Below are 24,263 nucleotides of genomic sequence, written 5' to 3' on the forward strand. Positions count from 1 at the left end.
GCAATTAACTTCCACTGAAGGTTCGACCTTCAAACACACTTCGCCAATACCCACGCAGCAAAACGCTAAAACTCCAAACCTTACTCCACAGAACGATCCCATATGTTAGGTATTACCTTACTGGTATACCCTGAAATAAACGGCTGTTTCTTCCCTGTCTCTGCGTCATACACATGACGCTTTACCGCACCGATATTTCCGCCGTAGATGTGAATGCTGATCGACACACTATCTTTAAGGGCATTTGATACCTTATGGATATCGCCAAGGCGCGGTGAGACAAGATCAACGCTACCTGTGGGCAAATGATGTGAACCCATTGCACGCAAGCGAGCGTTTGCAGGGTCTCGCTCATATTCCTCACAGAGCTCGGCGCCACGCATAACGCCAACCATACCCCACACCGTATGGTCGTGCACAGGGGTGGTTTGCCCCGGCGCCCAAACAAAACTCACCAAAGAAAAACGCTCCAACGGATCGCAATAGAGCAAGTACTGCTGATACCTTTCTACACTCGGCTTGGCAAACGCCTCTGGCAACCAATCATCATGATCAATAAGCGATGAGAGCAGCTTTTTACCATCGACAAAGATACGCTCCTCGTCATTATCGGCTTGCTCAATTAATTGGGTGAACGACTGAATAAACGTCCGCAATCTAGCGCTATTTTCCATTACATCATCTTCTATAGACTGGTGTTCAAACAAGCGTAGGTGATTTGAACACACCAATAAATAGGCAATAGGTCGATACAAGATCACAACTAAAGGTGGTTGCCAAGAAACAACCCGATGACATCAAATGCAGTCTAATCGAGGAGATACATCACTCAGCCCAAACCAGCTCGCGCAGACGCTAAAAATAAAATGTCATAGGCCTTCACTCAAAAGCCGCTCGACTGCATTCAACAATCTGTTGATGCAACCAACGTGAGGCCGGATCATTCATACTCTGACGGTGCCAAACCAAACTGTAAGCGACCTTGCCATAGTCAAAGGGCAATGCTCGGACCACCAATCCTTTAGCCTGACATGCACTATTGGCCCAGTGGCGTGAACAGGTAAACAGCAGTTCACTGTGATGACACATTAACGCCGCACTGCCAAAATCGGGAACCACAACAGGAGTGGCACGTTGACAGGACTGTTGGGCCAACTGCATCTCAAAAAAGGGAATATTTAAATCTGCATCGCTTATTCCTACGTGGCTAAAAGCTAAGTAGTCAGCCATGGTGATCGTCTCTATACCTACCAGCGGATGGGTCGAATTCATTAAACACACCATCTGATCATCAATTAGGGTTTCCCATACCAAATCTTGCTGGGTGATGGGCGGCTGGCTGCGATCATGGGGAAGTACAATGAAATCTAACGAGCCTCGTACTAGCCCATCAAACCCTATCCCCTCCTTTGCACAGATGGTTAAGCGAATATTGGGGGCGATTTTCAGCACCTTGGCTGTTAATTTCGCCGCCAGTAATTCAAAAGTACTTTCACGCATGGCCAATGAAAAACTGCCCTCATACAGGGCAGGATTAAAGGTCTCTTGGCTGACCATCTGATTCATGTCATTAATGATTTGATGCACACTCGGGCCAAGTCGGCGAGCCACTGGCGTGGCCACTAACTTATTACCACTTCGGTAAAATAGCTCATCGTCTAAGCTATTACGCAGTTGGCTTAACGTCTTGCTGACAGATGAGGGACTAAGGCAAAGCCGCCGAGCGCTGTCTGTCACACTCAAGGTGTCCAGCATCACGTGTAACGTAATTAAGTGTTTCATGCTAATGCGTGAAAGTTTAGCCAGCTCCATACCTATCTCATCGAATTAATAACCGCTACTGGCAATATAAACCTAAATGGAGACGATGTTGATAGCGATGGTGATAATCACGATCCCACTCACAGTGACGTTTTCCAGCGGTGACTTTTGCCGTATAATCGCCGCTCCCCAATACTAAGGTAAGCCACTATGTTCCACATTGCCCTTTATGAGCCAGAGATAGCGCCCAACACTGGAAACATTATCCGACTTTGCGCCAACAATGGCTGCCAGCTTCACCTTATCGAACCACTCGGTTTTGACCTCGAAGAGAAAAAGCTGCGTCGCGCGGGGCTCGACTACGCCGACCTCACTCACGTAACACGCCATAAGGATTTCGCCAGCTTTTTAGAGGTGATGGCTGGTAAACGCATCATGGCGTGCACCACTAAAGGCAGTCGACCTCACAGCGAACTCAGCTTCGAGAAAGATGATGTGTTGTTATTTGGCCCAGAGACCCGTGGTTTACCCATAGAGATTATCGAGTCCTTACCCACGTCACAGCGTCTAAGGATCCCCATGGCGGCAAGCAGCCGCAGTCTAAACCTATCAAATGCGGTTGCTATCATCAGTTATGAGGCATGGCGTCAAATTGGGTATGAAGGCGCATTAAGCTAACGTCAGTAGCCGTCTCAGCGTCAGCCTGAACACCTAACATTTTCAGGCTGACTACCAAACGTAACCCCACAAAAACGTCAAACAATTAGTCAATCCCCCTAAAAACTTACTCCCAAACCCTATATTTGTAGAACTTAACGCCATAAACCAGCTAAAGTGTTCAAGGAGGCGTTGATGTGACAACTATAATTTCGCCCCAGCAGAGGGAGAGGTTATGGGCAAAATAAAGCGACTCCAGCATGCGTTAAGCGAAAAAGATAACGACGCAGCCTTTTTACTGCAAGGCAGTAAAAAAACCCTGTTTGTGATTCTCACTATCGTCTGTGTGATGTTTGTTCCACTGGCTATCAAAAACATCTTGGTTGAGAACTACCTGTTAGCGTGTTTGTTAGGCCTGTTTATTTTATTAGTGATTATCGATGTACTAGCCCTGCACCGTGGCCAAGTACTTCCCATTAATAAAAATGCGGTGATGACCATTCTGGTGGCTAGCCTTGGGATTACCATCAATCAAATAGGAGCAAGTGCCATCTATTGGGCGTTTCCTATGGTGATTTCGATTATCTATATTCTGCCATTTCGCTCTTCACTCACTTTCAACGGCATTATCTTAGCCATTGTCACCTTTGAAGCCTTTATTAAAACCGACAGCGCATCAGCTATTAGGGCCAGCGTCGCGTTGGCGTTAACCATCATTATTTCTGGGCTGATCATTTTACATATCAACCGTCTCAAGCAAAACTTGATTAACGAATCGATTCGTGACCCCATGACCAATGCTTTTAACCGACGTCAACTCGGCAGCCACCTTAGCAGTTGTCTCGCGCAGAAGCAGCGCAATGATATCGACTCAGGGATCTTGATGCTGGATATCGACCATTTCAAAAAAATAAACGACACCTTTGGCCACAGTACTGGCGATATGGTACTCAAACGTGTCACGCAATTGCTTTTTAAACATATCAGAGAGACTGACCTCTTGTTCCGAGTCGGTGGTGAAGAGTTCCTGTTATTGATGCACAACATTGATAGCCATAAGGCCAAACAAGTCGCTGAAAAAATACGTAAAATTATTGAGAAAGAGGTAATTATTGATAACTACCCAATAACGGTGAGTATTGGCATCAGTATGGCGCTCGCCCATATCGATGACGATAACTGGATGAGGCATGCCGATCATGCTTTGTACGACGCTAAAGAGAGTGGGCGGAACCAGATAAAAATGCATCAACCTTTAAGCAACTATTGCCCCACTAAGGCTTAACGCCTCCAGCGGGAGTAAACGCTAACGCTCGGTACAGTTGATAGCCATCATCGTCGTGATCCAGATACTGCACATTTTGCAACCATAGCCAGCCAGTGTCGCTGGGGTCGAAGCGCAGTTGTATTAGCGCTGGTCGCTGTTTAACCATACCTTTGCCGAGTAAAGAGAATCCCTCTCCTTCTTGATACAGGGAAAACTGCTGACGTTTATCGTCATCGACACCGTTAAAATAGATCAGCTCAACTTGAAAATCCGTTTGCCGAAACCACCAAGTTTCACTCAAATTATGGCTGGCATGTTCACTAACAGAGATAATCAGCTGACGATGATCGGCAGAGCAAATAGCATCGATTGTTATCGCTTTAGGCACACCTTGTGGCCGAGATGCCTCTCCCTGCCAATGCCCAACTAACGCCTGACAAAATGGGGCTAACTCAATCTTTTTGGCATGCAACGGTTTGCTAAAAACATCCACGCAAAGGATCAGCAAGCATAACAATAAGGTCTTCAATTATTTCACGATTATCGATGCAAAGTGGAGACTTAAACTTAGCTGACTTAGGTAAGAAACGCCACCGTAAAAAACCGCAAAACTGGCTGCTTTGCGGTTTTTAATTAGCACTTTAGGTTAGCTAAATCCAAGGTGAGGATTACTGACCAAAGCCAATCTCGTTAATCTCAACCTGAGTGACGTCACCATATTGTGCGGCAACCTCTGCAATCTTCTCAGCGTTACCAATCAACACATATTGAAGGTTTTCCTGAGGAAAATAGCTGCTCACAAGACGCTGGGTCTCCGCCAAGGTTAGCCCATCAACTTTTGCTTGAAAATCATTGATAAAGCGATCATCGAAACCGTAAACGTACATGTCGGCAAGTAACTCAGCCATCTGACCACTGGTCTCAAACTTTGGCGGGAACTGCCCTTTCACATAGGCCTTAGCCGAATCTAAGGTTGCTTGATCAATACCTTTTTCCCATAAACGTGCATAGGTTTTCAGAGCAAGATCGATAGCTTCTTTAGTGGTTTCGCTTTTAGTAAAGGTACTGATTCTGAACACGCCACCTTGAGAGTAAGCGGTAAAGCCAGAGCGAGCGCCGTAGGTGAGACCGGCATTCACACGTAGTTCATCATTCAACCAAGAGGTAAAACGACCGCCTAAGATAGTATTGACCACCTGTAGACCGACATAATCAGGATTATCACGCGAGATCCCTTTACCACCAATCAAGAAGGTAGTTTCAATGGCATCACCCTTATTGACCAACAACACTTTACTGGCACTTAGCGAGGGCTGCTGCGCAGATAAGTTAACCGGCGTTATCGACTCACCCGCCCCCCAATCACCAAAAAGCTTGGCGACCTTGGCTTTCATCTCTTGGCTATTGAAGTCACCCACGATGGAAATGGCACTGTTAGCAGGCTGATAATAGCTCTTATGGAACGCTCTTAACTGCGAAACATTAAGCTCCTCCAAAGAGGTGCGCGTACCTGAACTTGGATTTCCATAAGGATGCTCACCAAAGATCATCTTGTCGAAATAGCGACTAATGACACTGCGCGGGCTCTCCTTGGCTTGCGCCAAACCAGCAATTTCACGTTGACGCAGCTTATCAAACTCAGCGCTGTCAAAATCTGGCGCTATGATAACGTCACGTAGCAGCGGCAACATATTGTCGAGGTCTTTTGCCATAAAGTCGGCACCAATATAACTGCCCTCTTTGCCAGCATCGGCACCGATAGACGCACCGAGGAAATCGACCATCTGTTCAATATCTGACTTTGACTTACCATTTGCCCCCAGCAGCAGAGATTGCGCCGTCATACTAGCCACACCTGAGGTGGTATCGTTTACGGCCCCCGCACGGACCACCGCGTTAACGGTAATGAGTGGCACTTCGCGTTGTGGCATCAAGTAGATGGTTAAGCCATTATCCAGCTGATACTGCTCGTAGGCAGGCATTTTAAAGCTACCAGTGTCCACTGTCGTTGGTGCAGTGGTGGTCGCACACCCTGTTAATGCAAACGCGCCAGCCGCTGCCAAAGCAGTACCTAACTGAGTTAGTTTTTTAGGTAGGTGGGTCATTAACTGTCTCATTCGTCACTCTCCTCTGTAGCCGCCAGTACTGCAACGGTGCGATTGGCGCGACGTAAATAGGTTTGGGCTACACGTTGAACATCTTCAGGTGTAACCTTGTTGTAAGCCTCTGGAGCATTAAATAGCTTATCGAAACTGCCAAAGTAAAGCTCATAAGTCCCTAAGGTATTTGCTTTGCCGTTAATCGTTTCCATGGCACGGTAGAAGTTCATCAGCTTGATATTTTTTACTTTGTCTAACTCTTGCTGAGTGACACCTTCGCGGGCAATACGATTCACTTCGGCAATCATGCCTTTCTCAAGCTCTGTCGCCGTGATGCCTGGATTTGCCACACCCATAACGTAGAACAAGTTAGGGTCAAAGCTCATTGGCATATAGGTTTCGACTTCGATAGCCACTTGTTTCTCAACAAGGCCTTGATAGAGGCGCGAGCTATTACCTGTCGTTAATACAGAAGAGAGCAGATCGAGCGCGTAGTAGTCATCACTTGATGTCGCTGGCACATGATACGCCAACATCACATTAGGCGTGCTCACTGAAGCCTTTTGTACATACACACGTCGCTCACCTTTTTGCAGCGGCTCGACGGTTTTAACTTCACGTGGCGGGGCCTGCGCAGGGATAGGTGCAAGGTATTTATTGGCTAGGGCTTTAACTTCAGCCAGTTTTACATCACCAGCAATCACCACGACAGCATTGTTCGGGGCATAGTAGGTTTTGTGGTATTGCACTAAGTCGTCTAACGTCCATGCAGCAATGTCTGATTCGTGGCCAATAACAGACCAGCTATAAGGATGTGCTCTAAACGCAGCGCCTTTGATCTCTTCTTGCAGGGTACGCCAATTTGAGTTTTCAAGCCCGGTAGTGCGCTCAGACGCCACAACCCCACGCTCGCTTTCCACCATCTCGGCATTTATATCAAGGTTGGCGATACGATCGGCTTCTAGATCAAAAATGGTTTCTAGCGCGTTAGCAGGAAACCAATTTGTGTAGACGGTGAGGTTTTCGGTCGTGTAAGCATTATTAGCACCACCAGCGGCTTCCATGGTCCGGTCAAACATCTTAGGGCCGTACTTTTTGGAGCCATTAAACATCATATGCTCAAAAAAATGTGAAATCCCAGTTATGCCTGGCACCTCATTACGCGAGCCCACTTTCCAAAAAAGGTACATATTGGCATTAGGAATTGACGCATCCTCTAGCACCATAATTTTCATACCATTATCCAGCGTGAAGCTTTTTATATCTTCCGCTGTTGTTGCCTGAGTAGCCATTGAGGTCAAACTAACGCCAATGGAGATACACAGTGCGATTATCTTTCGCATCATCTGTCGTTCCCTCTATGTGAGCAGATAAAAATTTATCCAAGAATTTTGCCAGTATTCAAGCTAACAAGCTGCTAGCCAACATTTGTTACTGGAATGGGTATAAGAGGCGATAATGGCGATAAGATCAAGTCTATTGTGATGACAAACCACAGACTTAATTGTAACTTATTGCTTATATGCCATGCTGATTAACCTAAACTAACCTGTAAGCACAGTGAATTATGGCCGCCACAAGGAGAAGCTGGGTGCCAAATAGCAATGACGGTAATTTTAATTACCTAAATCGTATGAGCTGCAATACCGAAGCTCAACTGCAGATCTTGACCCCCACTCAGCCCATCAGGCTTCGCACCCGATTTATTGGCATCGATCCTGACAACGCGGTGATCTTTGCTTTAGGTAGCGACAGACACTGGCTAGCGGCAAAAGAGTTTATCACCCAAGGACAAGGGGTAATTGTGCGTATCATCAATAGCGATGATCCTGAAGCGAATATCATTGCCTTTAGAAGCAAAATCAAGACACTACTCAATCATGCGGGTCGATGGTTGATTATCGACTATCCCAGCCAACTGCAGAGTGTCGCCCTCAGGCAACATTCACGCATCCCCATTATGGTTAGCGCGTCACTGCATGCACTCAAACCTGATGGCTACGAGAGTAAGCCGATCTCTAGTGGCAATTTACATGATATTTCGATTAAGGGCGGCGCCTATGTGGGCAACCTTATTCCGGGATGTGATGCCGACCAGGCCTTACAGCTTCAGGTCAAAATTGAGCAATCACTAGAGACAATAGCCATGCCAATTACCGTTAAGAATATTCAACTTCCCGGTGATGACAGCAACGAATGCCAGTATGGTTTTTCCATCAATAGCGACGATGATGTCGACGCCGAGGAGTTTGTGCAAAAAGTGGTACTGAGTCACTTAATGCAGCAACCTAAAAGCTAACAGGTAAACATGTTGACTAAGCCGCGGACTGCTTAGTTAAGAACACCACATCGTTATCAATAACCTCTAGTTGCAGCTGAAAATGCTGCGCTATCCACTCAAACGTTTTGACCGAATAAAAGCGTATATGGGTCAAATCGTGCTTATAGTGCCAGCGAGTAAAGGCCTCTTTTCCTAGCACCCGCTTGGTCATGATCGCCAGTACTCCACCCTTGGCAAGCATGGCAGACAAACGCCGCAACAGTGCATCAGCGTCGGCAACATGCTCAATCACTTCGGTCATGGTAATAAAGTCGTAGGTTTTCTCTAACAGAGATGGACGATTGAAATAGTAAAGGTCATAGTTTTCCATAGCGATACCGACTTCGCTGGCCATTACGCTTATCGTCGGCCCCGGCCCACAACCAAAATCAAGCCCATGCTGTCCCGGTTTAATGCGCGGCAGTAATGGGGTCCAAGTACGACAGAGGAAGCGGCGATAACCCATGTCATCACTACTGTTTTGATGATTGTCGTAAAACGCCTTTTCATCGGCTTCGCTTAATAGATATTGATCGGGCACAGTCACTAAATCGCACACGGCACAAATCATATACTCTCTGTGCTTGTCTTGATCAAAACTCAACAAGCTGTCGCTATGACATAAAGGGCAAACGCTCACAAATTTTCCTATTTAGTCGGCTTAGGGATTTTACGCGCTTTCGCGGCGGCCTCTTTGGCCTCACGCAGGTACTTCTCTTCGCGGCTTTCACGCTCATTAAACTGCTTTTGCGCTTTATCTCGCTGCTCAACCTCCCAATCACCATCAGCTTGGCGCTTAAGCACCTCTTGCTCACGTTGGCTGGTATCGTTTGCAGCTTGACGCGCTTTGTCCAGTTGCTCTTGCTCTATCTGACGAGAGAGTTGGCGCGAATCATCAGCTTTTTGAGTTAAGGTCTTATGTTCTTTGGCAGTAACAGTATGGGGCATGACCAGCCCCAATACACAGCAAAGGCCCAGTGCTAAGTAACAATGTTGTCTCGTCATCCTACCCATGGCTTTCTCCCTCCATTAACCCTTGAGCAGCATAATATCACCGTTTGGTTAGCGATACCGCCACCGTAAGCCAAACTTATGGCGACAGAATTACCATCAACGGCGTTTTAGCGGCAATTACCAGGTAAATATCGGTAATTTATTGCAAAAAATGCATTGCTCATTTGAGTATGTATAAAAATAAGGGTACTTTTAACACAAGTGCAATTTTGCAACATCTTTGGTAACCAGTTGGCTACTCAGTGCATATTGTTCAATGTCGCGAGTTTTAGCACGGAGAGGCGTGGATGAACCATTGGGTCAAATTACTGAGTCAGCTATCAACGACGTTGCCAAGTGTGGAGCAACAGCTCGCACAGTGGCAAGTCGAACCAGAAACTCAATACTTAGCCATCCTTAAAGGTTACGCCTTTATTGGTGCCAATGAAGGCGTCATCCGCTATTTTCAAACTCAAGAAGATAGCTTTATCAATGCAACGCCTTATGATTTCTCGCCACGTATTCAATCTTCTGGCAAAAATAGCGTCGAATATACCCAGCAACTCATCCAAAAAGCCAATCAGGGCCAAGTCGTCCACTTTAACTGGTTACACATGAGCCAACTCGGCACAGAGTTACCTACCAAGGTGACCTTATATCCAGTAATGCTCGCCGAAGAACAGGCTATTTTAGCGCTATTTGAACCCGTCAATCGCCGCAGCCGCGCACGGACAAATATCTCTAACGGTTTTGAAAACTTACCTTCGCAATTATTGTCGACGATTTTACAAGACAGTGCCGAGGCGGTGTATATCACCAACCATCAGCATGAAATTATTGCGGTCAATAAGGCGATGTGCCGTATATGTGGTTATAGCGCCGACCAACTATTGCATAAAAAACCAGAAAGCATAGGCCTACACCAGGTCACATTAGATAACGATAACAGTTATAAGCTCAGCTTAGCTGAACGAGGTAGTTGGCAGGGTGAAACCGTTAAGCAACGTTCTGATGGTACTCATTTCCCCGCATGGAAAAGCTGTCGAAAAATTCTGGTTGATCAAGACATTTTTTACGTCACCCTGTTTAGTGATATCAGCGCTAAGAAAAAGCTAGAATCAAAGCTCACCGAACAAGCCATGGTTGACACCTTAACAGGTCTCCCTAATCGTCATCACCTGAAACAGCTCTTAAACCAAGCACTCATTGAATCGCGTAACGCTCCAGGTACTTTGGGTGCTGTGATGTTTATGGATCTAAATGGTTTTAAAAATATCAATGACTGTTTTGGACATGCTACTGGCGACAAGGTACTGCAACTGGTATCGGCAAGATTAGAGGCCAGCTGTATTGAAAAGGCCGATATTGCGCGCCTAGGTGGTGACGAGTTCACGCTCATATTGCAAGATTGCCATGATCGCGCTGAAGTCGAAGCCTTCTCTCAGCAGATGTTAGGCATTTTTGATGCACCATTTGAAATTGACGGACAAAAGTTCTATTTGGGCTCCAGCGTCGGTATCGCCCTCTTTCCCGAGCACAGCACCCAAGCGTCACAGCTATTAAGTTTGGCAGATACAGCAATGTATTGCGCTAAAAAGAGCCCTAACCACGTGCTGTTTTATGATGCTGACATGCACCGCCAAGCAGAGAAAAAGCTCAAGTTACTAAGCGACTTGCGTCATGCTCATAGCCTCAAGCAGTTTAAACTTGCCTACCAAGTGATCGTCAACCTCGAGTGTAACAGCGTCATAGGGGCAGAAGCATTACTAAGATGGCAGCAATCTGACGGCACTATCATACCCGCCAGTGAGTTTGTTCCCTATTTAGAGGAAACCGGTTTATTGATCCCTGTGGGGCAGTGGGTCTTAGTGCAGGCCTGCACTCAAGTGGCGAATTGGCGCACAGAACATCACAGTGAACTACAAGCCTGCGTAAATGTATCGCCTCTGCAGCTGGAACACCCTGACTTTATCAAGCATGTGCATCATGCATTGGAACAGAGCCAGCTGGCACCTGACAGCTTAGTACTCGAGATCACCGAATCGGCCTTACTACGGCAACCAGAGCGAGTGAAATCGACATTAGCCGAACTCAAATCTATCGGTGTGCGGATTGCTATAGATGACTTTGGTGCGGGACTATCCTCCTTGAGTAAGCTTGGAAGTCTACCTATTGATACCTTGAAGATTGATGCTGGGTTTGCCAAACGACTCAGCGAGCCACAAGGTAAAGAGTTGTGCCAAGCGATGATTCAATTAGCCCAGGCGCTTAACATTCAATTTGTAGTCGAAGGGATTGAAACACTCAAACAGAAACAGATTCTAGCCGCTATGGGCAAAGGGTTTGGTCAAGGGTATTTCTTTGGTCACCCGGAGAGCGCTGAACAGTTTAACTCGGCCAATTTTGATAATTAGACCGATAGCTGTGCCAGCTCGCAAAACAGCAACACTGACTCCCTGCATGGACAGTGTGCTGACACAGCTATCTGGCCACTTGTCTCCAAGTGACTGAGTTTATTAGACACTAATTCAAAAACGATTATCGTGATCCATCACGTGTGTTTATTCAGTACTCTCTGATATGCATCACAAGTTTACACAAAAGCTATTTTGAACCCTTGTATCGTGCTCTGACCAATGCGGGCATAGCCTGTAGGCGTTGCTCAACTAATGCGGCCAATGCATCCGTTAACGGCGCAACGTCTGTACTTGGCTCTACCGCTTTAATCGCCATGGCTGTCGCTTCCAATGTCGACAGACTGTCCTCACGTTTCGCCTTGCGGATGGTATAATGGGAGGCCTCTGTCAAATCCAGATGCACTGCTGGGTAATCTAATAACCACGGATTAAGTTGCAGTAATTTGTACGCCTTGCGCCATGTTCCATCAAGCAACAATAAGATCACGTTATCAGATGTCGTCTGGGCCGATAAGGATTGACTTTGCTCGCTAGGGTAGAGCAGGAAAATGGCCTTATTGGTGCTGGCTAATTGCTCACGCAGCGCCGAAAAGTCAGCGGCGGTCTCTCCCACAACGACCTGTAGGTTAGGCAGTACCGAACGCATCAATTTGACACTGTTTTTGGCGTGATTCACCTCAGTCGGATCTTGTAAAACGATGACCTCTACCTCGGTTGACATCCGGCGCAGCTTGGCACACAAGCAGGCGTTAGCAGCGTATAAACATTGAGGGCAATTTGGACGACTCACGGCGTTAATCTGGGTTACCAATAGTTAGTCCTATTGTATAACCATTCCTAAACTAAATCAGCCGCGATGCAAACAAGCTTTTGCACCACTTAAAATGCAACATCATCGTTACATTTATCATCATAGATGGTACATTTCTGTCGCTAGGATAGCGAGAGGTCAGCAATTGATACTCACAACCAGGAAGGCCAATCATCAAGATTCAATTTCTGTCGTTGCCTATTGCCTCTCTCATACAAGGAAGAAGAAACTACAATGAAAAAGAATCTATGCACCCTGTCAATACTGCTCGGTATTAGCAGCTTTCAACTGGTCGCCGCTGAAGCAACCAGCAACACCTTTCAACATGACGCCAATGTGAATTTTGGTACACACAGTGAGGATTTTGGTGATGGCATTTGGAGCTTAGATTATCGCTTTTATTTTACCCCTGTCGATGCACAAAAAGGGCCCTATGCACTAGCAGGCTTTCTTGCTCAACACAGCAATATTGGCGCTATGGTGGCGCAGCCTAACACTTACAACAATACAACTATGTATGCCATAGATGGGGCTTATGTGTTGCCCTCTAACTGGTTTATCGGCGCCAACTATCGATACACGGATGTTGACAACAAATGGGATAATATAAGCACCACCGAAGGTGATAATAAAGGCTATGGCGCGACAATAGGTTATTACTTTAACGAGGCTTCAGAAGTTGCCTTTATCTACGACAATAATGGCAGCTCAAGCTGGAATAGTGAAGAATGGCCACAAGAAATCACGATAGCCAATGACTACGATGAAACCCTGTATGGTGCCCATATTCGTACGTTTATTGCGATGCAAAGCTTCTCAGGACTCGATCTAAAAGCCAGCTATAATCGTATTGAGCGACAAGGTGAATACATTTCCACTCTCAATAATCTTACGAATGCCTCTTACAACTTTGAATCCACCTCAAATCAACTCAATCTAACTGCAGACTGGTATATCAATCCAGCCTGGTCAGTTGGTGCTAGCTACCTGTGGCATGATTTTGATGGCAGTACTCACTATATTTCCAATAACACAAGCGATGAAAGCAATGGTGGCAGCAGCGATAATATCTACGCCCTATCAACCTCCTACTGGTGGCAAATATCAGGCACTTTTGCGGCCAAATTCTCAGCTGCTAAGCAGTTTGGCTTAAACAGTGATAGTGGCGATGATGGCATATTGATCGGCATCTCGGCTAACGCGCGCTTCTAAATCAACACAAAAAAGCCTGCACTATGGTCAAACAGTGCAGGCTAAAAGGGTATTAGGCTTCAGATAACTGGGCGTCATCCATATAATTAATGTGCATGCTGCTCTTGATGCCAGCCATCAAAGCGGCTCATGGCCATCATCGCCAGCAAGATAATGGCTAAGCTGCCCATTACCACAGCAATTGCATAAGGTGCGGCCAAATCGGTCTGCTGAATAAGCCCTGCAAGCAAGGATGCGCCACTCATCTGAATAAAACCTAACATGGCCGTTGCTGTACCTGCTCGCTCACCAAATGCCGACAGAGCCATGCTGGTTGCTGGACCGAGTAACAAGGCAAAGCCCACACACAACAACATCATAGGTAGCATAAAGCTAAAGGCAGCGGCTAGGCCTGTTTGCGGCCCCATCAATTGAACCACCACTTCTAATATCGCCGACACAAGTAGCGCAATAAGCGCGACAATCACCGTTGGACGGTTGCCCAGACGAGCGATGATCACGGGCGCGGCAAAACAAGCAATAATATTCACCACTGCATTGAGGCCAAAAAGTCCACTAAAAGTCAGCTCCGATACACCTATGTTTTCAATCAACCAAACTGGCGCATAAGAGACATAGCTAAGAATCGATGCCATACCTGCCATACAAGCAAAAGCGTAGAATAGGAAATGCGGCTCAACCAAAACAGGTTTATAGCGCGACCAGCGATACAGAGGTCCAGTTGTCACCGTATTAGCGGGACGGGTTTCGGGTAACCGATAGCCCACAATCACCATAATTACGATAGCGTATAGCATCATAAACACAAAGGTCGAGCGCCAGCCAAACTGCAACGCCAATAAGCCACCTAATGTCGGCGCTAACGCAGGGATCACGCAAATAACGCCATTAAGATAGCTGTAGTAACGCGCCCCCTCTTTAGGCGTAAAACAATCTCGCACTGCACTAAACACCACAATCGAGGTTGAACAAGCCGCCAACCCTTGCAGTACGCGGGCGATTTGCAGCCAATGAAACTCCATAGCCACCGCAGCCAAAATACTACTGGCGATATAAAGCAGTATGCCGCCCATTGCGATGGGACGACGACCATAACGATCGGCCAGAGGGCCAATCAAAATTTGACCCACACCCATTGCAAACAAGAACAGCACTAAGGTCGATTGCACATCACTCGCTGACACAGCAAACTCTGCCGCCATGGTTGGCATAGAGGGCAGATAGATATCGATTGCTAGTGGGCTAAGCACCACCATCATCATCAGGATAGGTAACAGATTTCGACGCATGGGTTCTCTTTATATTATTTGTATTGGGCGGTATGACGATAACGGCTATTGTAATAGACACCTGTTATGAATAGAAATGGTATAATGTCACAAGCGAATTTCCATATAGGAATATCTTATGAATCTCGACAATCTTGCCCGCATCGACCTCAACCTGCTAGTCATGTTACAAGTTTTGCTAGAGGAGCGCAGTGTCACCCGTGCAGCGAGCCGTTTGCACGTCAGCCAGTCCGCTTTAAGTAAAAGTTTGAATCGTCTACGCGACACCCTTGGCGACCCCCTGTTTATTCGCACCGCCCATGGGTTAAAGCCCACCGCGCATGCTGTCCAACTCAGTGCTCAACTTCCCAATATGCTGCAGGGGCTCTATCAATTGACCCAGCCTCCTAGCTTTGTTCCAGCTAGCAGTACACGTCAATTTTCGTTTTCAATGGTAGAAAGTGCCTATGAAACCTTAATTCCCTATTTTATTGGGCCGCTACTTAACAACGCGCCCAATTTGCGTCTGGACTCCTATTTGTGGATGGAGAAGTCGCTTCCCGCCTTGCAGCAAGGACAGATAGATTTTGGAATCACTGGCCGAGACTTAAATCCACAATCAGATTTAATCATAGACCGTCTGCCCGAAGGCATCGCCCATCAAACCCTATTCAAAGATCATCAGGTGTGTTTGGTACGTGATGACCACCCTATTTTGGCAGCGATCAATGGCGGACGCTGGGATTTAGAAACCTATTTAGAGATGTCACACGTGCAAGTTAGGTGTGAGGGCAACGAGTGGTGGGCATTAGACTATCACTTAGCCAATTTGGGACATAGACGCCGCTTAAGCACCACAGTCCCTGACTTTTATGGTGCCGCCAGTGTTTGCGCTCATAGCGATTTGATTTTTACCCTACCATCAAGCTTTGCGGGCCATGCTCAGAAGTTATACCCCTTAATAGAGTTACCCTTGCCCATGGCGTTTTCTCCGTTAGCGTATGTCTTACTGTGGCATGAAAGGAACAACGATGAACCTGGACATAAGTGGATAAGAGAGACGATCTGTAAGAGTGTCGCGCAAGCTTTTAATCAGCAAGATGGCTATGGTTCAGCCTAGGTTAATGTTACATCGGCTATCATAGTTACCACTGACCCCCTTTAAGGGACGAGACATTCAGTTACAGTTTCAGGCGAAGATTAACCTAAATTAACGTGATCTCCGTCGCCAGAATGTGCAGAATCGAATCAGTCCCTAACCTTGGAGAAACTATGATTTATCATCAATTTCAGCAAACGCCTTTCCAGCATAGATTCTCTGGCACACGCGGCTGGTTAGCCTTTGTGATAGGGTTAGTTGTGATGACATTGGTCTTGCTAGCGCTGCCTTTCGTTATCCTTATCGGCGCGTTGAGCTTTATCACCTTGAGTCTATTTGGTCGCGTATTTTTAAAGCGTCAGTTGGCTAAATTTCGTCAACAAACTCAAGCACAAAATGGCTTTCAACATCATGCAGAACCGACTGCCGCCGATGGTCACTCTATTTTTGACCGTCAAGCCCCATTCAAAAGTACCAGCAACCGACCAGGGCGTACTTTCGAACATAATCCTAACGAGTAAACCCTGACGCCGTGCGAGGCCTTTTCAACAAGGCCTCAAAACGCTGCCATCGCCTTTTTGAATCAGGCTCCTTCTCAACCCATTCCCTCACGCAATCTTCGCCATAGTTATAGTTGATCACATAGCTGCGATTACTGCGGTAAAAAGCGACGCGCTGCTTTGCCTTTGAGTCGGTATATAAGCCGAATTCCACTAACATTTCTGCCGCGCGAACATCGTCTATCTCGCCATCGGTCAACTGTTGGCAAACCAAATTATCCAAATAAGCTAGCTGCTTATATAACGTCATTATTTGATAATATTGAACAATATCACCTTCTATTCCCGCCAGAGGCATCAACACATCTCGCTCATACTCAAGCCGTTGTTGCTGCGACATCAGCAGGCTCAAACCATAATTGGCACTACCTTCAGAGAGAAAAGAGATAGGGCTATAGAGAGGATAGATAGCGTATTCCAACCAACCACGGCCACTGACTAAATCACGCTCTTGCAGCAGATTGAATACATGGTGGCCCGGATAACCTTCATGACTCGCCAACTCTAACGCGCGCTCTAAATACAATGGTTGATCTTGGTTGAGCTCAATCAAACTGCTGCAACTGCCTTGGTACCAGTTGTAGGCGGTCCAGACCTTATCGGTGACGTATTCAATACTAAAACGTTCATTCTCAGGCAGATCAATATGCATCGCCGTCAATGCTCTGGCTCGCTCGACTGCGGCACTAAATACCGCGGCAACGCGCTCTGATGGCACAATAAACTGCTGTCGATACGCCGTAAAACGAGCAGTTAAGTCGCCATCACCTGGCACCAATTTAGCCAACTGATCGCGGCATTCGATAAACCTGTCTAAAGTATATTTAGGTGCCCGAACATCATAAAGCCCTAGAGATTCCTCTGTAAAACTTAACGGTTCACCGCTAAGGCTACGCAAGAAAACTGCAACTGAATCAAGTTGCTTAGCAAGAAAAGAGACACGTTCAGACAAGGTGTGGCTCAGCGGCATGGTACTGATACGGCCAAGCTCAACACACAATGATTGGCACGTTTCGCGCAGTTGTGGCAGAGGCTGTAAACTGAGCCCTTGCCGCCACGTTTCTGGGCCATAATAGGCATCGACATAAAGCGGCTGATGAAGCCCAACATTTAGCACTAAAGTGACATATTGTTGAGCAAGGTTATCGACCTGACTATTGCGTACCACACAGTGATGGCTGCAATCATACTGCTGACAAATCGGACAATTAATAAAGGTGACTAATGACAAAATGACTCCAGGAAATCATAAGATGACGGAGTAACTTACCCTACATTGTATATTGCATGCAAACATAGCTTAACATTTCGGTTCTGCTAATATCTCTTGTGCTTTGTGCAAAGCGAGCCGTTCATCTGAAGCATCTGTCATCTGTAATACTTTCTCAACTTGCTCCGCTAGCGATCGCCATAGTGGCGTAATCACTGCGGCTTCACGCTCGTCGGCGCGCTCTCTGGCCATCTTAAGCAGGGTTGCAGAGCCAACCACATCAATCCGCCCCAAAATGCCATCAGCCAAAGCGATACTTAGCTCTATCATTGCCGGAACGCTATGACCATACTTAACCACTTCACGCAGATAACGCTCTGCCACACTAAAGTCATTGCCTAACGCATTTTCATTATTCAACATCTGTTGCGCACGATTGAGCATGGCATCGAGCTGCCCCTGCTCCGCGGCTTCTGCCATCCATTGTTCGCTCGCTAAGGCATCAGCTTGGCAACCTTCCCCGCGCGCTAACATTAAGGCCAAATGGTACTGCGCATGAGGAAATCCCGCTTGCGCTGCGCTCGATATATAATGGTAGGCTTGGCCGTAGTCAGCTTGCTGATAGTAAAGCACACCCAAGTTTGCCATCGCCTCTGACTGCTCTAATCTTGCTGCTGCTTGCAAATAGTGCAGTGCTTCAACTTGGTTAACCTCTATATATGCACCACCCACTAAGTAGAAATAACCCAATAAGGCCATCGCATTGGCCACACCCGCCTTTGCCGCGCTTATGATATGGGTTTCACCCGCTGCCACATCGGCTTCGCCGCTGTAGCCATGAATTAAACTAACACCATGCTCATACAGGGCATCGGGCAGATGTTCGGCAGCCTGTTCGAACCAATGCGCTGCTTGACGAAAGCTTTCATCGCTACGGTTGACTGATTGCACGCCATCCTGTTTTTCTGCCAAGGCTTGCTCTTGCTCTCGCTGCATCAAGGCACGGGTTTTCAGCGACATGCCAACTAGATATTGAGCCTGAGCATCATGTTCCATCACGGCACGATAGCAAAGATCTCTACCCGCAAATGAATCAAAAGGCTCAAACATATAAGATGGAGTGTCAGCCCCCTGCATTAGCGGATAAAGGTCATCAACCAGCTTGAGTAATCGCTCAATAGCGCGTTCAGCTAAGGTTTGTAATGCATCAGCGGTGAGGTGATATTTTTCAGGGTGGGCACCACGGTTGCCGTCGCCACGCAAACGATGCAAAGCACGGGTGGTCCTCACATTAATGATTCGCTGGGCGTTTAACGCCTCGATACGGTCATAAAGATTTGGGCTATCGAACACCACGCCGTTGGCCTGCGCTAAGGCATCCGTTAACTTATGAGTAAAGCTTCGGATATGCAGCAATGCCTGAGTCGGCACGTCGCGAACATAGCTTTTGGCGATGCGATAATCTTCACCGAGATCCGTTGAAAATTGGCAGACAAACTCAATATCGGTCAGCACAATACAGACTCCGTAAAAAGAAAATGAGGGCCTATTTAGGCCCTATGGGTACAACTTGTGCCCACCATTTTTAAATGTGGGCAGTGGGTATTAAACCTGCTCATCCACTGTTGGACGTGACACCATATAGAGACGAAATAGTGCAACGTTCACAAAGAGACCAAAGAAGGCAACGGCAACTTCGACAACCAGCATCAGCGGTAAGCCGACCGATTGTGCAAGTTGAGACAGTGTGCCACCAATCAAAGACAGTGGAATATAAAGCATCAACACCAACAGTGTTTTAAAGGCAATGGGGCCACTAAACTTAAAACTACCTTTAATCGCTGCCAGCGGCGTTAAACGTTCAACAACCACCATAAAGTTAACGTAAGCCAAACGCGCAAACACATAGATGCTCATCACTAAACCAATTAACCATAGCGGCCCGAAAGCGGCAAACAGCATCACGGGCGCTAGAATCGCCAGGCCTGAAAAGACCCCTGCGAGCAATAAACCAGGTACAAAGTTAAGACTGGTTTTAAGGATCATCCCCGCTGACGGTTCATGGCCGTGAGATCTGACCTCCATAAACAGCGTCAATGAGGCAATAAGCAGAGAAAAAACCAACAGCAATACCATCATGGCAACCATGTGTGGTGCGCCAAATTGCGGATTTTCTAAATCTGCATTGTTGATTTCCATCCCTAACCATAGCTGGATCCCAACTTGTATGAACAAAATAGGAACAGTTAAAATTGCTAACTGGCTAATATGATTGCGAAAGAAGTTATATGCTTCGGTCAAAATCGCTGACAATGACATGTGCCTTTCCATTAGATAAGTTTAAATAACACAGTAAGTCCGACAGGATACCGAAATTTGAGTTTTAATGCACAACACATGTCTAAAAATAGATACAAAATTTGCACACATATAAGCTAGAATGACGTTCAAAATTGGATGTTGTAACCATAGGATGGCAAATAATGAAATTATCCGCTGCTTTAACCTTACTTTTCACCACACTCTTACTTAATGCACCTGTGAATGCAGGTTGGTTTGATGACCTCACCAAGAAAGAGGAAACACAAACTCAAACCACGCAAACCGAGAATAATGATCTCGTGGGCAGTGTGATGTCACAACTCGGTCTTAACCAAGGCCAAGCAGAAGGTGGCCTAGGTAGTTTACTGACGCTAGCCAAATCGACCTTAGGCAGTGATAGTTTTGGGCCAATCGCCAGTGCGATTCCTGGCATAGACACCTTATTGGGAGCAGCACCTGCATTAGATACTGATTCCGGCATGTCTGGATTACTGTCTAAAACTGGCGACTTAGGCTCATCGTTACAAGGCGGCGCACAAGTATACGATTCGTTTGAAAAGCTGGGGATTTCAAAAGAACTCGCCAAGCCTATGGTGGATATCGTTAAAGGGTATCTCGATGCCAATGCAGGCGAAGGCACTACAGATCTACTGATGCAAGGCTTAGGTTCAATCCTTTAATCAGAGATGAAAAAGAGTTCATCTTTCCCTGAAGAGATGAACTCTTTAGCGCTATCAGGCTCTAACCAATATTGAACGAAATAAGAGGTTACCCTATGATCGCAAAACTAAAGCAGTTTTTAACATCACATGCACAAGCGGTAACGCCTGAAGAGAAAGCCAAACACCTTAAACTGGCAGCAGTCAGTTTACTGCTAGAAGTCGTTTACGCTGATCAAACACTTAATGATGAAGAAGCCAGCTTATTACCTGATCTACTCACCTCTGCATTAGCACTCACGCTAACCGAAGCGCAAGCATTAATCGATGAAGCCAAATCGATACAAGGTAATGCCACTTCTCTCTATGAATTCACCAATGAAATTAATGAACAGTGCACCATAGAGCAGAAGCAAAAACTGATCTTAGCAATGTGGAAGTTGGCCTATGCCGATGGGCAGCTTTGTCGCTATGAAGATCAAATCATTCGCCGTACCGCAGAATTACTCTACCTTAAACACAGCGAATTGATTCAAATGAGAAATGCGGCAATTAACGCCCTAGGTGAATAACTGGTAGCGATGGATTTAAATTTTTGGACGCCTAAATTTAAGCACGTAACGATTTGTCTTTCCTTTAACCGACTGATCAAAAGCTGACACAAGCATCGCATCATCTGGGTTTTCCAATACCGCCAAACTCCCAACCCACTCAAACCCAGCCACCAGCATGCTGCGCATTACGTGTTCTTTTGCTAGTCGATGCAATGATTGTGCAGTATCGACAGTGCTCCCCTTCGGCGCATCATGATCAATAATCGCTACTAAGCCGCCTGGTTTCACACTCGCAAACAGGTGGGCCAGCAATCGTTCACTGTTTATCCTAGGCCAGCCAGGTTCTTGGTAAAACATGTCATGAAAACCTAAGATGAAAAAGATACGATCGAAGCTGCTAGGCGCTAAAGTTAAATCATCAGCTTCACTGATGAGCAACTCGACATTATCCATGCGCGTCGCATAATCCCGCTCCAATAACTCCTGTTTGGCATAAGGCAAATAAGCCTGATTATTATGCACCACGACACTACCTTCCTCGCCTACGACTCGAGCCAGCAGCTCACTGTAGTAACCACCTCCAGAAAATAGATCCAGCACTCGCTGACCAGGTGCGACGTCAAAGAAAGTGAGCACGGCCTGTGGATGTCGAGTGCTATCTCGCAACAGATCACGAGCAAGCCGATCTTCCGCACTAATCGCTGCAACGATAGCTGACTCTGGCAACTGTGCATAGCTTGGTGCAGCCATGGTACTCCCTCCAACAACACAGATTAAAACAGCCCAAAAATGCCTCATTATCACGCTCCAATATACCAATTTCGACTTAGGATAGCGCAAAAATGTAAACGCTAGGTTATGAAGATGTAAGTTAATATATCTCAATTTCGCTAATATTGATTTTTTATTAGCCAACGCTAAAAAACAGTGATAACTCTAATAGGGTGTTTTCATATTTGCTTACAAAGTAGTCAAGTTTATCTCGCTATTTTTAAGGCAAGTACATAATGTAAGGATACGATTATGAAACCAACTTCACTGATAAAAAGAACCACTATTGCCCTATTTGGTGCAGTGATCACCCTGTCATTATTTGCCTTTATGGCGAAGCTCATTGACACAGAGCACCCACAACAAACCTATGCCATAGCAATGCCAGACATCGATCTGAGCTTCACGCCCAAAGAGACTGAAGTGGTTGAAAAAGTGGTTGAGATAAAACCTCACGACCCTATCGTCGTTCCACCAATCCGGCGCAGCGAGCCAGCCAGTGAAAACAATGGCTTTAATGTCATTCCGGTAGAGATGCCACGACTTGATACTCCGTCACGCAACTACAACCGTGGCAATGATAATTCTGATGCCTATCCAATGATTCAAGTTTCTCCACAATATCCCGTATCTGCGGCCCAAGACGGTAAAGAGGGTTACGTAGTCGTCGGTTTCGACATCTCCCGTACGGGTAGAGTAGAGAACATCAAAATTATCCAAGCTAAGCCTAAGCGCATTTTTAATCGTGAGGCAATTGAAGCGGTAAAGAAGTGGAAATACAAACCAAAATTTGAAAATGGTGAAGCCGTCCACCAGCCCAATCAGCAGGTACAATTGGATTTCAAGATAGACCAACAGGTCTAACTCCTAAAAAAATGCCCACTTGTTAGTGGGCATTTTTTTAGGAGTTAATCAAGCTAACTTGCTTGCGCGTATGATGGGTCTTTTGCCACCACAGTAACGGGGCCAGTATCACAACCAGACTTAAGGCATAAAGCATGCTTGCACCTAATGCGATAGCCATCATGGCACAAAACAACACTCCACAAACGACCAGAGGCAAATAGCGCTTACTGAGCAACTTGGCGGCGGCCATCATAGAAGCGAAGTAGATGATGACAAATACACCATTGGTCCAAGCTATCAAATGCTCTAGCTCTTGACCTGATAGATAGGTTAATACAATCACACAGGCCATGACACTTAGCACAGATACCAGTGCACGAACTGGCACCTGATGTTCATTGCGCTGGTCGAAATAACGCGGCAACACACCTTCGCGGCTAAAGCTCCAGATTAGTCTTGCCACACTGGCGGTATACACATTGACTGTTGAGAGGCCACCCGCTATCCCCAACACACCAATGATCTGCGCACCATAACCACCAAGTAGTCGATCAAAGGCAGCGACCATTGCCAATCCATCAGTGGGTGGAACAAACAATAGCAACACAGTGCAAGCCACATAAACCAAGCCAACCAGCACGGTTCCCAGCATCATGGCAGGGAGCATATCTTTTTTAGGGTCTTTAAAATCGTTGGCAAGGTGGGTCATCGCTTCGACGCCGAGAAAGCTCCAAAAAGCGATACCCGCAGCCGCCATCATTAGTGTAACGTTAGTGCCACTGACCGACGTTACCAACTCCAGATCGCTTAAGTGTGCCCCGCCCGCACCAAACATCACCACGACAACAGCAACAATCGCCAGTGTTAGCCCAAACTGTAGCTTGGCAGAAACTTGGATACCTTTAAGGTTCAACGCCAACAATATAAGCAACAAAAACAACTCCGTCATTACCTGCTTCCAACCCGATAATGGCACCAGCTCATTGACAAACTGGAAGGTCATCAAGATAGCTGCGGGCGCTCCCAGCGGAACAACGAGTAAAAAGATCAGCCCTATCGTTCTGCCAGCCGTGCGGCCAAATGCTTTCTCAACAAAGTAAGCTGGCCCCGCGGCATGAGGAAAAACCCCTGCTAAACGTCCAAATACTAACGTGACCGGAATAATGGCTAAGGTGAGTAGTATCCATGCCAATAACGCACCACTGCCTGCAGTTGCTATGGTCATCTGCGGCAAAATAAATACGCCAGTCCCCAACAAAGTGGTGGCCATTAAACCAGCCCCTTGCCAACGACCTATAGTTCCTTGAATCGGGTTCATCTTCTTATCTACTAGGGTTATCAATAGCGTTAGTATAGACTTAGCCTATGATACAAACTGTCATAGGTTTCCGACGATGATCAGACTTAACCCGTCATTTTAACGGTAATACTCACTAA

The 24,263-nt window shown here is 46.5% G+C and carries 24 protein-coding genes; 10 read left to right on the forward strand and 14 right to left on the reverse strand.

The features are described from left to right. Window positions 1-80: 80 nt before the first annotated feature. Both BEL05_RS05990 and BEL05_RS05995 read right to left on the reverse strand, forming a co-directional pair. Window positions 81-674 carry a cysteine dioxygenase family protein gene (locus BEL05_RS05990; protein WP_069670599.1) on the reverse strand — a complete coding sequence of 198 codons (594 nt, stop codon included), beginning with the start codon at window positions 672-674 and terminating at the stop codon, window positions 81-83. Window positions 675-879: 205 nt separating this feature from the next. Next, window positions 880-1,812 carry a LysR family transcriptional regulator gene (locus BEL05_RS05995; protein WP_069670600.1) on the reverse strand — a complete coding sequence of 311 codons (933 nt, stop codon included), beginning with the start codon at window positions 1,810-1,812 and terminating at the stop codon, window positions 880-882. 159 nt (window positions 1,813-1,971) lie between these two features. Here BEL05_RS05995 and trmL point away from each other — a divergent pair, with 159 nt between their 5' ends. Together trmL and BEL05_RS06005 are read left to right on the forward strand one after the other, a co-directional pair. Then, entirely contained in the window at window positions 1,972-2,439 is a 468-nt protein-coding gene (trmL, locus tag BEL05_RS06000) for a tRNA (uridine(34)/cytosine(34)/5-carboxymethylaminomethyluridine(34)-2'-O)-methyltransferase TrmL (RefSeq protein ID WP_028763630.1), read from the forward strand. Between the two features lie 214 nt (window positions 2,440-2,653). Beyond that, complete coding sequence (locus tag BEL05_RS06005) at window positions 2,654-3,703, forward strand: GGDEF domain-containing protein (protein ID WP_069670601.1); 1,050 nt, start codon at window positions 2,654-2,656, stop codon at window positions 3,701-3,703. Here BEL05_RS06005 and BEL05_RS06010 read toward each other — a convergent pair. From BEL05_RS06010 to BEL05_RS06020, 3 genes are all read right to left on the reverse strand, one after another. Then, window positions 3,693-4,178, reverse strand: a complete 486-nt coding sequence (locus BEL05_RS06010) for a hypothetical protein (RefSeq protein WP_139151829.1) — start codon at window positions 4,176-4,178, stop codon at window positions 3,693-3,695. The genes BEL05_RS06005 and BEL05_RS06010 overlap by 11 nt on opposite strands. 175 nt (window positions 4,179-4,353) lie before the next feature. Next, complete coding sequence (locus tag BEL05_RS06015) at window positions 4,354-5,802, reverse strand: M16 family metallopeptidase (RefSeq protein WP_139151830.1); 1,449 nt, start codon at window positions 5,800-5,802, stop codon at window positions 4,354-4,356. Next, window positions 5,799-7,130, reverse strand: coding sequence for a M16 family metallopeptidase (locus BEL05_RS06020; RefSeq protein WP_069670603.1), 1,332 nt, complete (start codon window positions 7,128-7,130; stop codon window positions 5,799-5,801). Before BEL05_RS06020 ends, BEL05_RS06015 begins: the two co-directional genes overlap by 4 nt. Before the next feature lie 245 nt (window positions 7,131-7,375). On the opposite strand from BEL05_RS06020, the gene BEL05_RS06025 reads away from it, so the two are divergent. Then, on the forward strand, window positions 7,376-8,083 hold the full coding sequence (locus BEL05_RS06025; protein ID WP_175427324.1) for a flagellar brake domain-containing protein: 708 nt from the start codon (window positions 7,376-7,378) through the stop codon (window positions 8,081-8,083). A 16-nt stretch (window positions 8,084-8,099) separates the two neighbouring features. Here the strand turns inward: BEL05_RS06025 and BEL05_RS06030 are convergent, their stop codons facing one another. Both BEL05_RS06030 and BEL05_RS06035 read right to left on the reverse strand, forming a co-directional pair. After that, the gene (locus BEL05_RS06030; RefSeq protein ID WP_069670605.1) at window positions 8,100-8,744 is read right to left on the reverse strand and encodes a class I SAM-dependent methyltransferase; all 645 of its coding nucleotides are present in this window, start codon (window positions 8,742-8,744) and stop codon (window positions 8,100-8,102) included. Between the two features lie 8 nt (window positions 8,745-8,752). Beyond that, entirely contained in the window at window positions 8,753-9,052 is a 300-nt protein-coding gene (locus BEL05_RS06035) for a hypothetical protein (RefSeq protein ID WP_245686954.1), read from the reverse strand. A 353-nt stretch (window positions 9,053-9,405) separates the two neighbouring features. Between BEL05_RS06035 and BEL05_RS06040 the strand changes: the two genes are divergently transcribed. Beyond that, entirely contained in the window at window positions 9,406-11,511 is a 2,106-nt protein-coding gene (locus BEL05_RS06040; RefSeq protein WP_069670606.1) for a putative bifunctional diguanylate cyclase/phosphodiesterase, read from the forward strand. A 190-nt stretch (window positions 11,512-11,701) separates the two neighbouring features. Here BEL05_RS06040 and BEL05_RS06045 read toward each other — a convergent pair whose 3' ends face one another. Beyond that, window positions 11,702-12,304: a tRNA-uridine aminocarboxypropyltransferase gene (locus BEL05_RS06045; RefSeq protein WP_069670637.1), complete on the reverse strand. Its 603-nt coding sequence runs from the start codon at window positions 12,302-12,304 to the stop codon at window positions 11,702-11,704. Between the two features lie 255 nt (window positions 12,305-12,559). On the opposite strand from BEL05_RS06045, the gene BEL05_RS06050 reads away from it, so the two are divergent. Beyond that, window positions 12,560-13,537 carry a hypothetical protein gene (locus BEL05_RS06050; protein WP_069670607.1) on the forward strand — a complete coding sequence of 326 codons (978 nt, stop codon included), beginning with the start codon at window positions 12,560-12,562 and terminating at the stop codon, window positions 13,535-13,537. Between the two features lie 86 nt (window positions 13,538-13,623). Here the strand turns inward: BEL05_RS06050 and BEL05_RS06055 are convergent, their stop codons facing one another. Then, window positions 13,624-14,826: a multidrug effflux MFS transporter gene (locus BEL05_RS06055; RefSeq protein WP_069670608.1), complete on the reverse strand. Its 1,203-nt coding sequence runs from the start codon at window positions 14,824-14,826 to the stop codon at window positions 13,624-13,626. Between the two features lie 118 nt (window positions 14,827-14,944). Here BEL05_RS06055 and BEL05_RS06060 point away from each other — a divergent pair, with 118 nt between their 5' ends. Together BEL05_RS06060 and BEL05_RS06065 are read left to right on the forward strand one after the other, a co-directional pair. Further along, window positions 14,945-15,925 carry a LysR substrate-binding domain-containing protein gene (locus BEL05_RS06060; protein ID WP_069670609.1) on the forward strand — a complete coding sequence of 327 codons (981 nt, stop codon included), beginning with the start codon at window positions 14,945-14,947 and terminating at the stop codon, window positions 15,923-15,925. 152 nt (window positions 15,926-16,077) lie between these two features. Then, window positions 16,078-16,425 (forward strand): hypothetical protein, encoded by a 348-nt coding sequence (locus BEL05_RS06065; protein WP_028763643.1) that lies wholly within the window; start codon window positions 16,078-16,080, stop codon window positions 16,423-16,425. On the opposite strand, the gene BEL05_RS06070 is transcribed toward BEL05_RS06065, so the two are convergent. From BEL05_RS06070 to BEL05_RS06080, 3 genes are all read right to left on the reverse strand, one after another. After that, entirely contained in the window at window positions 16,415-17,695 is a 1,281-nt protein-coding gene (locus tag BEL05_RS06070; RefSeq protein WP_245686950.1) for a hypothetical protein, read from the reverse strand. The two genes, BEL05_RS06065 and BEL05_RS06070, sit on opposite strands and share 11 nt — an antisense overlap. 69 nt (window positions 17,696-17,764) lie before the next feature. Further along, window positions 17,765-19,189, reverse strand: a complete 1,425-nt coding sequence (locus tag BEL05_RS06075) for a DUF4145 domain-containing protein (protein WP_028763645.1) — start codon at window positions 19,187-19,189, stop codon at window positions 17,765-17,767. A gap of 90 nt (window positions 19,190-19,279) precedes the next feature. Then, window positions 19,280-19,993, reverse strand: a complete 714-nt coding sequence (locus BEL05_RS06080) for a hypothetical protein (RefSeq protein WP_028763646.1) — start codon at window positions 19,991-19,993, stop codon at window positions 19,280-19,282. A 164-nt stretch (window positions 19,994-20,157) separates the two neighbouring features. Between BEL05_RS06080 and BEL05_RS06085 the strand changes: the two genes are divergently transcribed. Both BEL05_RS06085 and BEL05_RS06090 read left to right on the forward strand, forming a co-directional pair. After that, a complete protein-coding gene (locus tag BEL05_RS06085; protein ID WP_069670610.1) occupies window positions 20,158-20,676 on the forward strand; it encodes a DUF2780 domain-containing protein in 519 nt (172 codons plus the stop codon). 95 nt (window positions 20,677-20,771) lie between these two features. Next, on the forward strand, window positions 20,772-21,227 hold the full coding sequence (locus tag BEL05_RS06090) for a tellurite resistance TerB family protein (protein WP_028763648.1): 456 nt from the start codon (window positions 20,772-20,774) through the stop codon (window positions 21,225-21,227). 15 nt (window positions 21,228-21,242) lie between these two features. On the opposite strand, the gene BEL05_RS06095 is transcribed toward BEL05_RS06090, so the two are convergent. After that, entirely contained in the window at window positions 21,243-21,959 is a 717-nt protein-coding gene (locus tag BEL05_RS06095; protein ID WP_081730675.1) for a methyltransferase domain-containing protein, read from the reverse strand. A 273-nt stretch (window positions 21,960-22,232) separates the two neighbouring features. Here BEL05_RS06095 and BEL05_RS06100 point away from each other — a divergent pair, with 273 nt between their 5' ends. After that, window positions 22,233-22,844: an energy transducer TonB gene (locus BEL05_RS06100; protein ID WP_069670611.1), complete on the forward strand. Its 612-nt coding sequence runs from the start codon at window positions 22,233-22,235 to the stop codon at window positions 22,842-22,844. Between the two features lie 37 nt (window positions 22,845-22,881). On the opposite strand, the gene yjeH is transcribed toward BEL05_RS06100, so the two are convergent. After that, complete coding sequence (gene yjeH, locus BEL05_RS06105; RefSeq protein WP_069670612.1) at window positions 22,882-24,144, reverse strand: L-methionine/branched-chain amino acid transporter; 1,263 nt, start codon at window positions 24,142-24,144, stop codon at window positions 22,882-22,884. Between the last annotated feature and the right edge of the window lie 119 nt (window positions 24,145-24,263).

It is taken from the genome of Shewanella colwelliana, assembly GCF_001735525.1.
In the GTDB taxonomy this organism is placed as follows: domain Bacteria; phylum Pseudomonadota; class Gammaproteobacteria; order Enterobacterales; family Shewanellaceae; genus Shewanella; species Shewanella colwelliana.

Coding starts and splice junctions, on each gene's coding strand:
- BEL05_RS05990 (WP_069670599.1), bottom strand. CDS start 674: ATGGAAAATAGCGCTAGATTGCGGACGTTTATTCAGTCGTTCACCCAA.
- BEL05_RS05995 (WP_069670600.1), bottom strand. CDS start 1,812: ATGGAGCTGGCTAAACTTTCACGCATTAGCATGAAACACTTAATTACG.
- trmL (WP_028763630.1), top strand. CDS start 1,972: ATGTTCCACATTGCCCTTTATGAGCCAGAGATAGCGCCCAACACTGGA.
- BEL05_RS06005 (WP_069670601.1), top strand. CDS start 2,654: ATGGGCAAAATAAAGCGACTCCAGCATGCGTTAAGCGAAAAAGATAAC.
- BEL05_RS06015 (WP_139151830.1), bottom strand. CDS start 5,802: ATGAGACAGTTAATGACCCACCTACCTAAAAAACTAACTCAGTTAGGT.
- BEL05_RS06020 (WP_069670603.1), bottom strand. CDS start 7,130: ATGATGCGAAAGATAATCGCACTGTGTATCTCCATTGGCGTTAGTTTG.
- BEL05_RS06035 (WP_245686954.1), bottom strand. CDS start 9,052: ATGCCCCATACTGTTACTGCCAAAGAACATAAGACCTTAACTCAAAAA.
- BEL05_RS06040 (WP_069670606.1), top strand. CDS start 9,406: ATGAACCATTGGGTCAAATTACTGAGTCAGCTATCAACGACGTTGCCA.
- BEL05_RS06050 (WP_069670607.1), top strand. CDS start 12,560: ATGAAAAAGAATCTATGCACCCTGTCAATACTGCTCGGTATTAGCAGC.
- BEL05_RS06055 (WP_069670608.1), bottom strand. CDS start 14,826: ATGCGTCGAAATCTGTTACCTATCCTGATGATGATGGTGGTGCTTAGC.
- BEL05_RS06060 (WP_069670609.1), top strand. CDS start 14,945: ATGAATCTCGACAATCTTGCCCGCATCGACCTCAACCTGCTAGTCATG.
- BEL05_RS06065 (WP_028763643.1), top strand. CDS start 16,078: ATGATTTATCATCAATTTCAGCAAACGCCTTTCCAGCATAGATTCTCT.
- BEL05_RS06080 (WP_028763646.1), bottom strand. CDS start 19,993: ATGTCATTGTCAGCGATTTTGACCGAAGCATATAACTTCTTTCGCAAT.
- BEL05_RS06085 (WP_069670610.1), top strand. CDS start 20,158: ATGAAATTATCCGCTGCTTTAACCTTACTTTTCACCACACTCTTACTT.
- BEL05_RS06090 (WP_028763648.1), top strand. CDS start 20,772: ATGATCGCAAAACTAAAGCAGTTTTTAACATCACATGCACAAGCGGTA.
- BEL05_RS06095 (WP_081730675.1), bottom strand. CDS start 21,959: ATGGCTGCACCAAGCTATGCACAGTTGCCAGAGTCAGCTATCGTTGCA.
- BEL05_RS06100 (WP_069670611.1), top strand. CDS start 22,233: ATGAAACCAACTTCACTGATAAAAAGAACCACTATTGCCCTATTTGGT.
- yjeH (WP_069670612.1), bottom strand. CDS start 24,144: ATGAACCCGATTCAAGGAACTATAGGTCGTTGGCAAGGGGCTGGTTTA.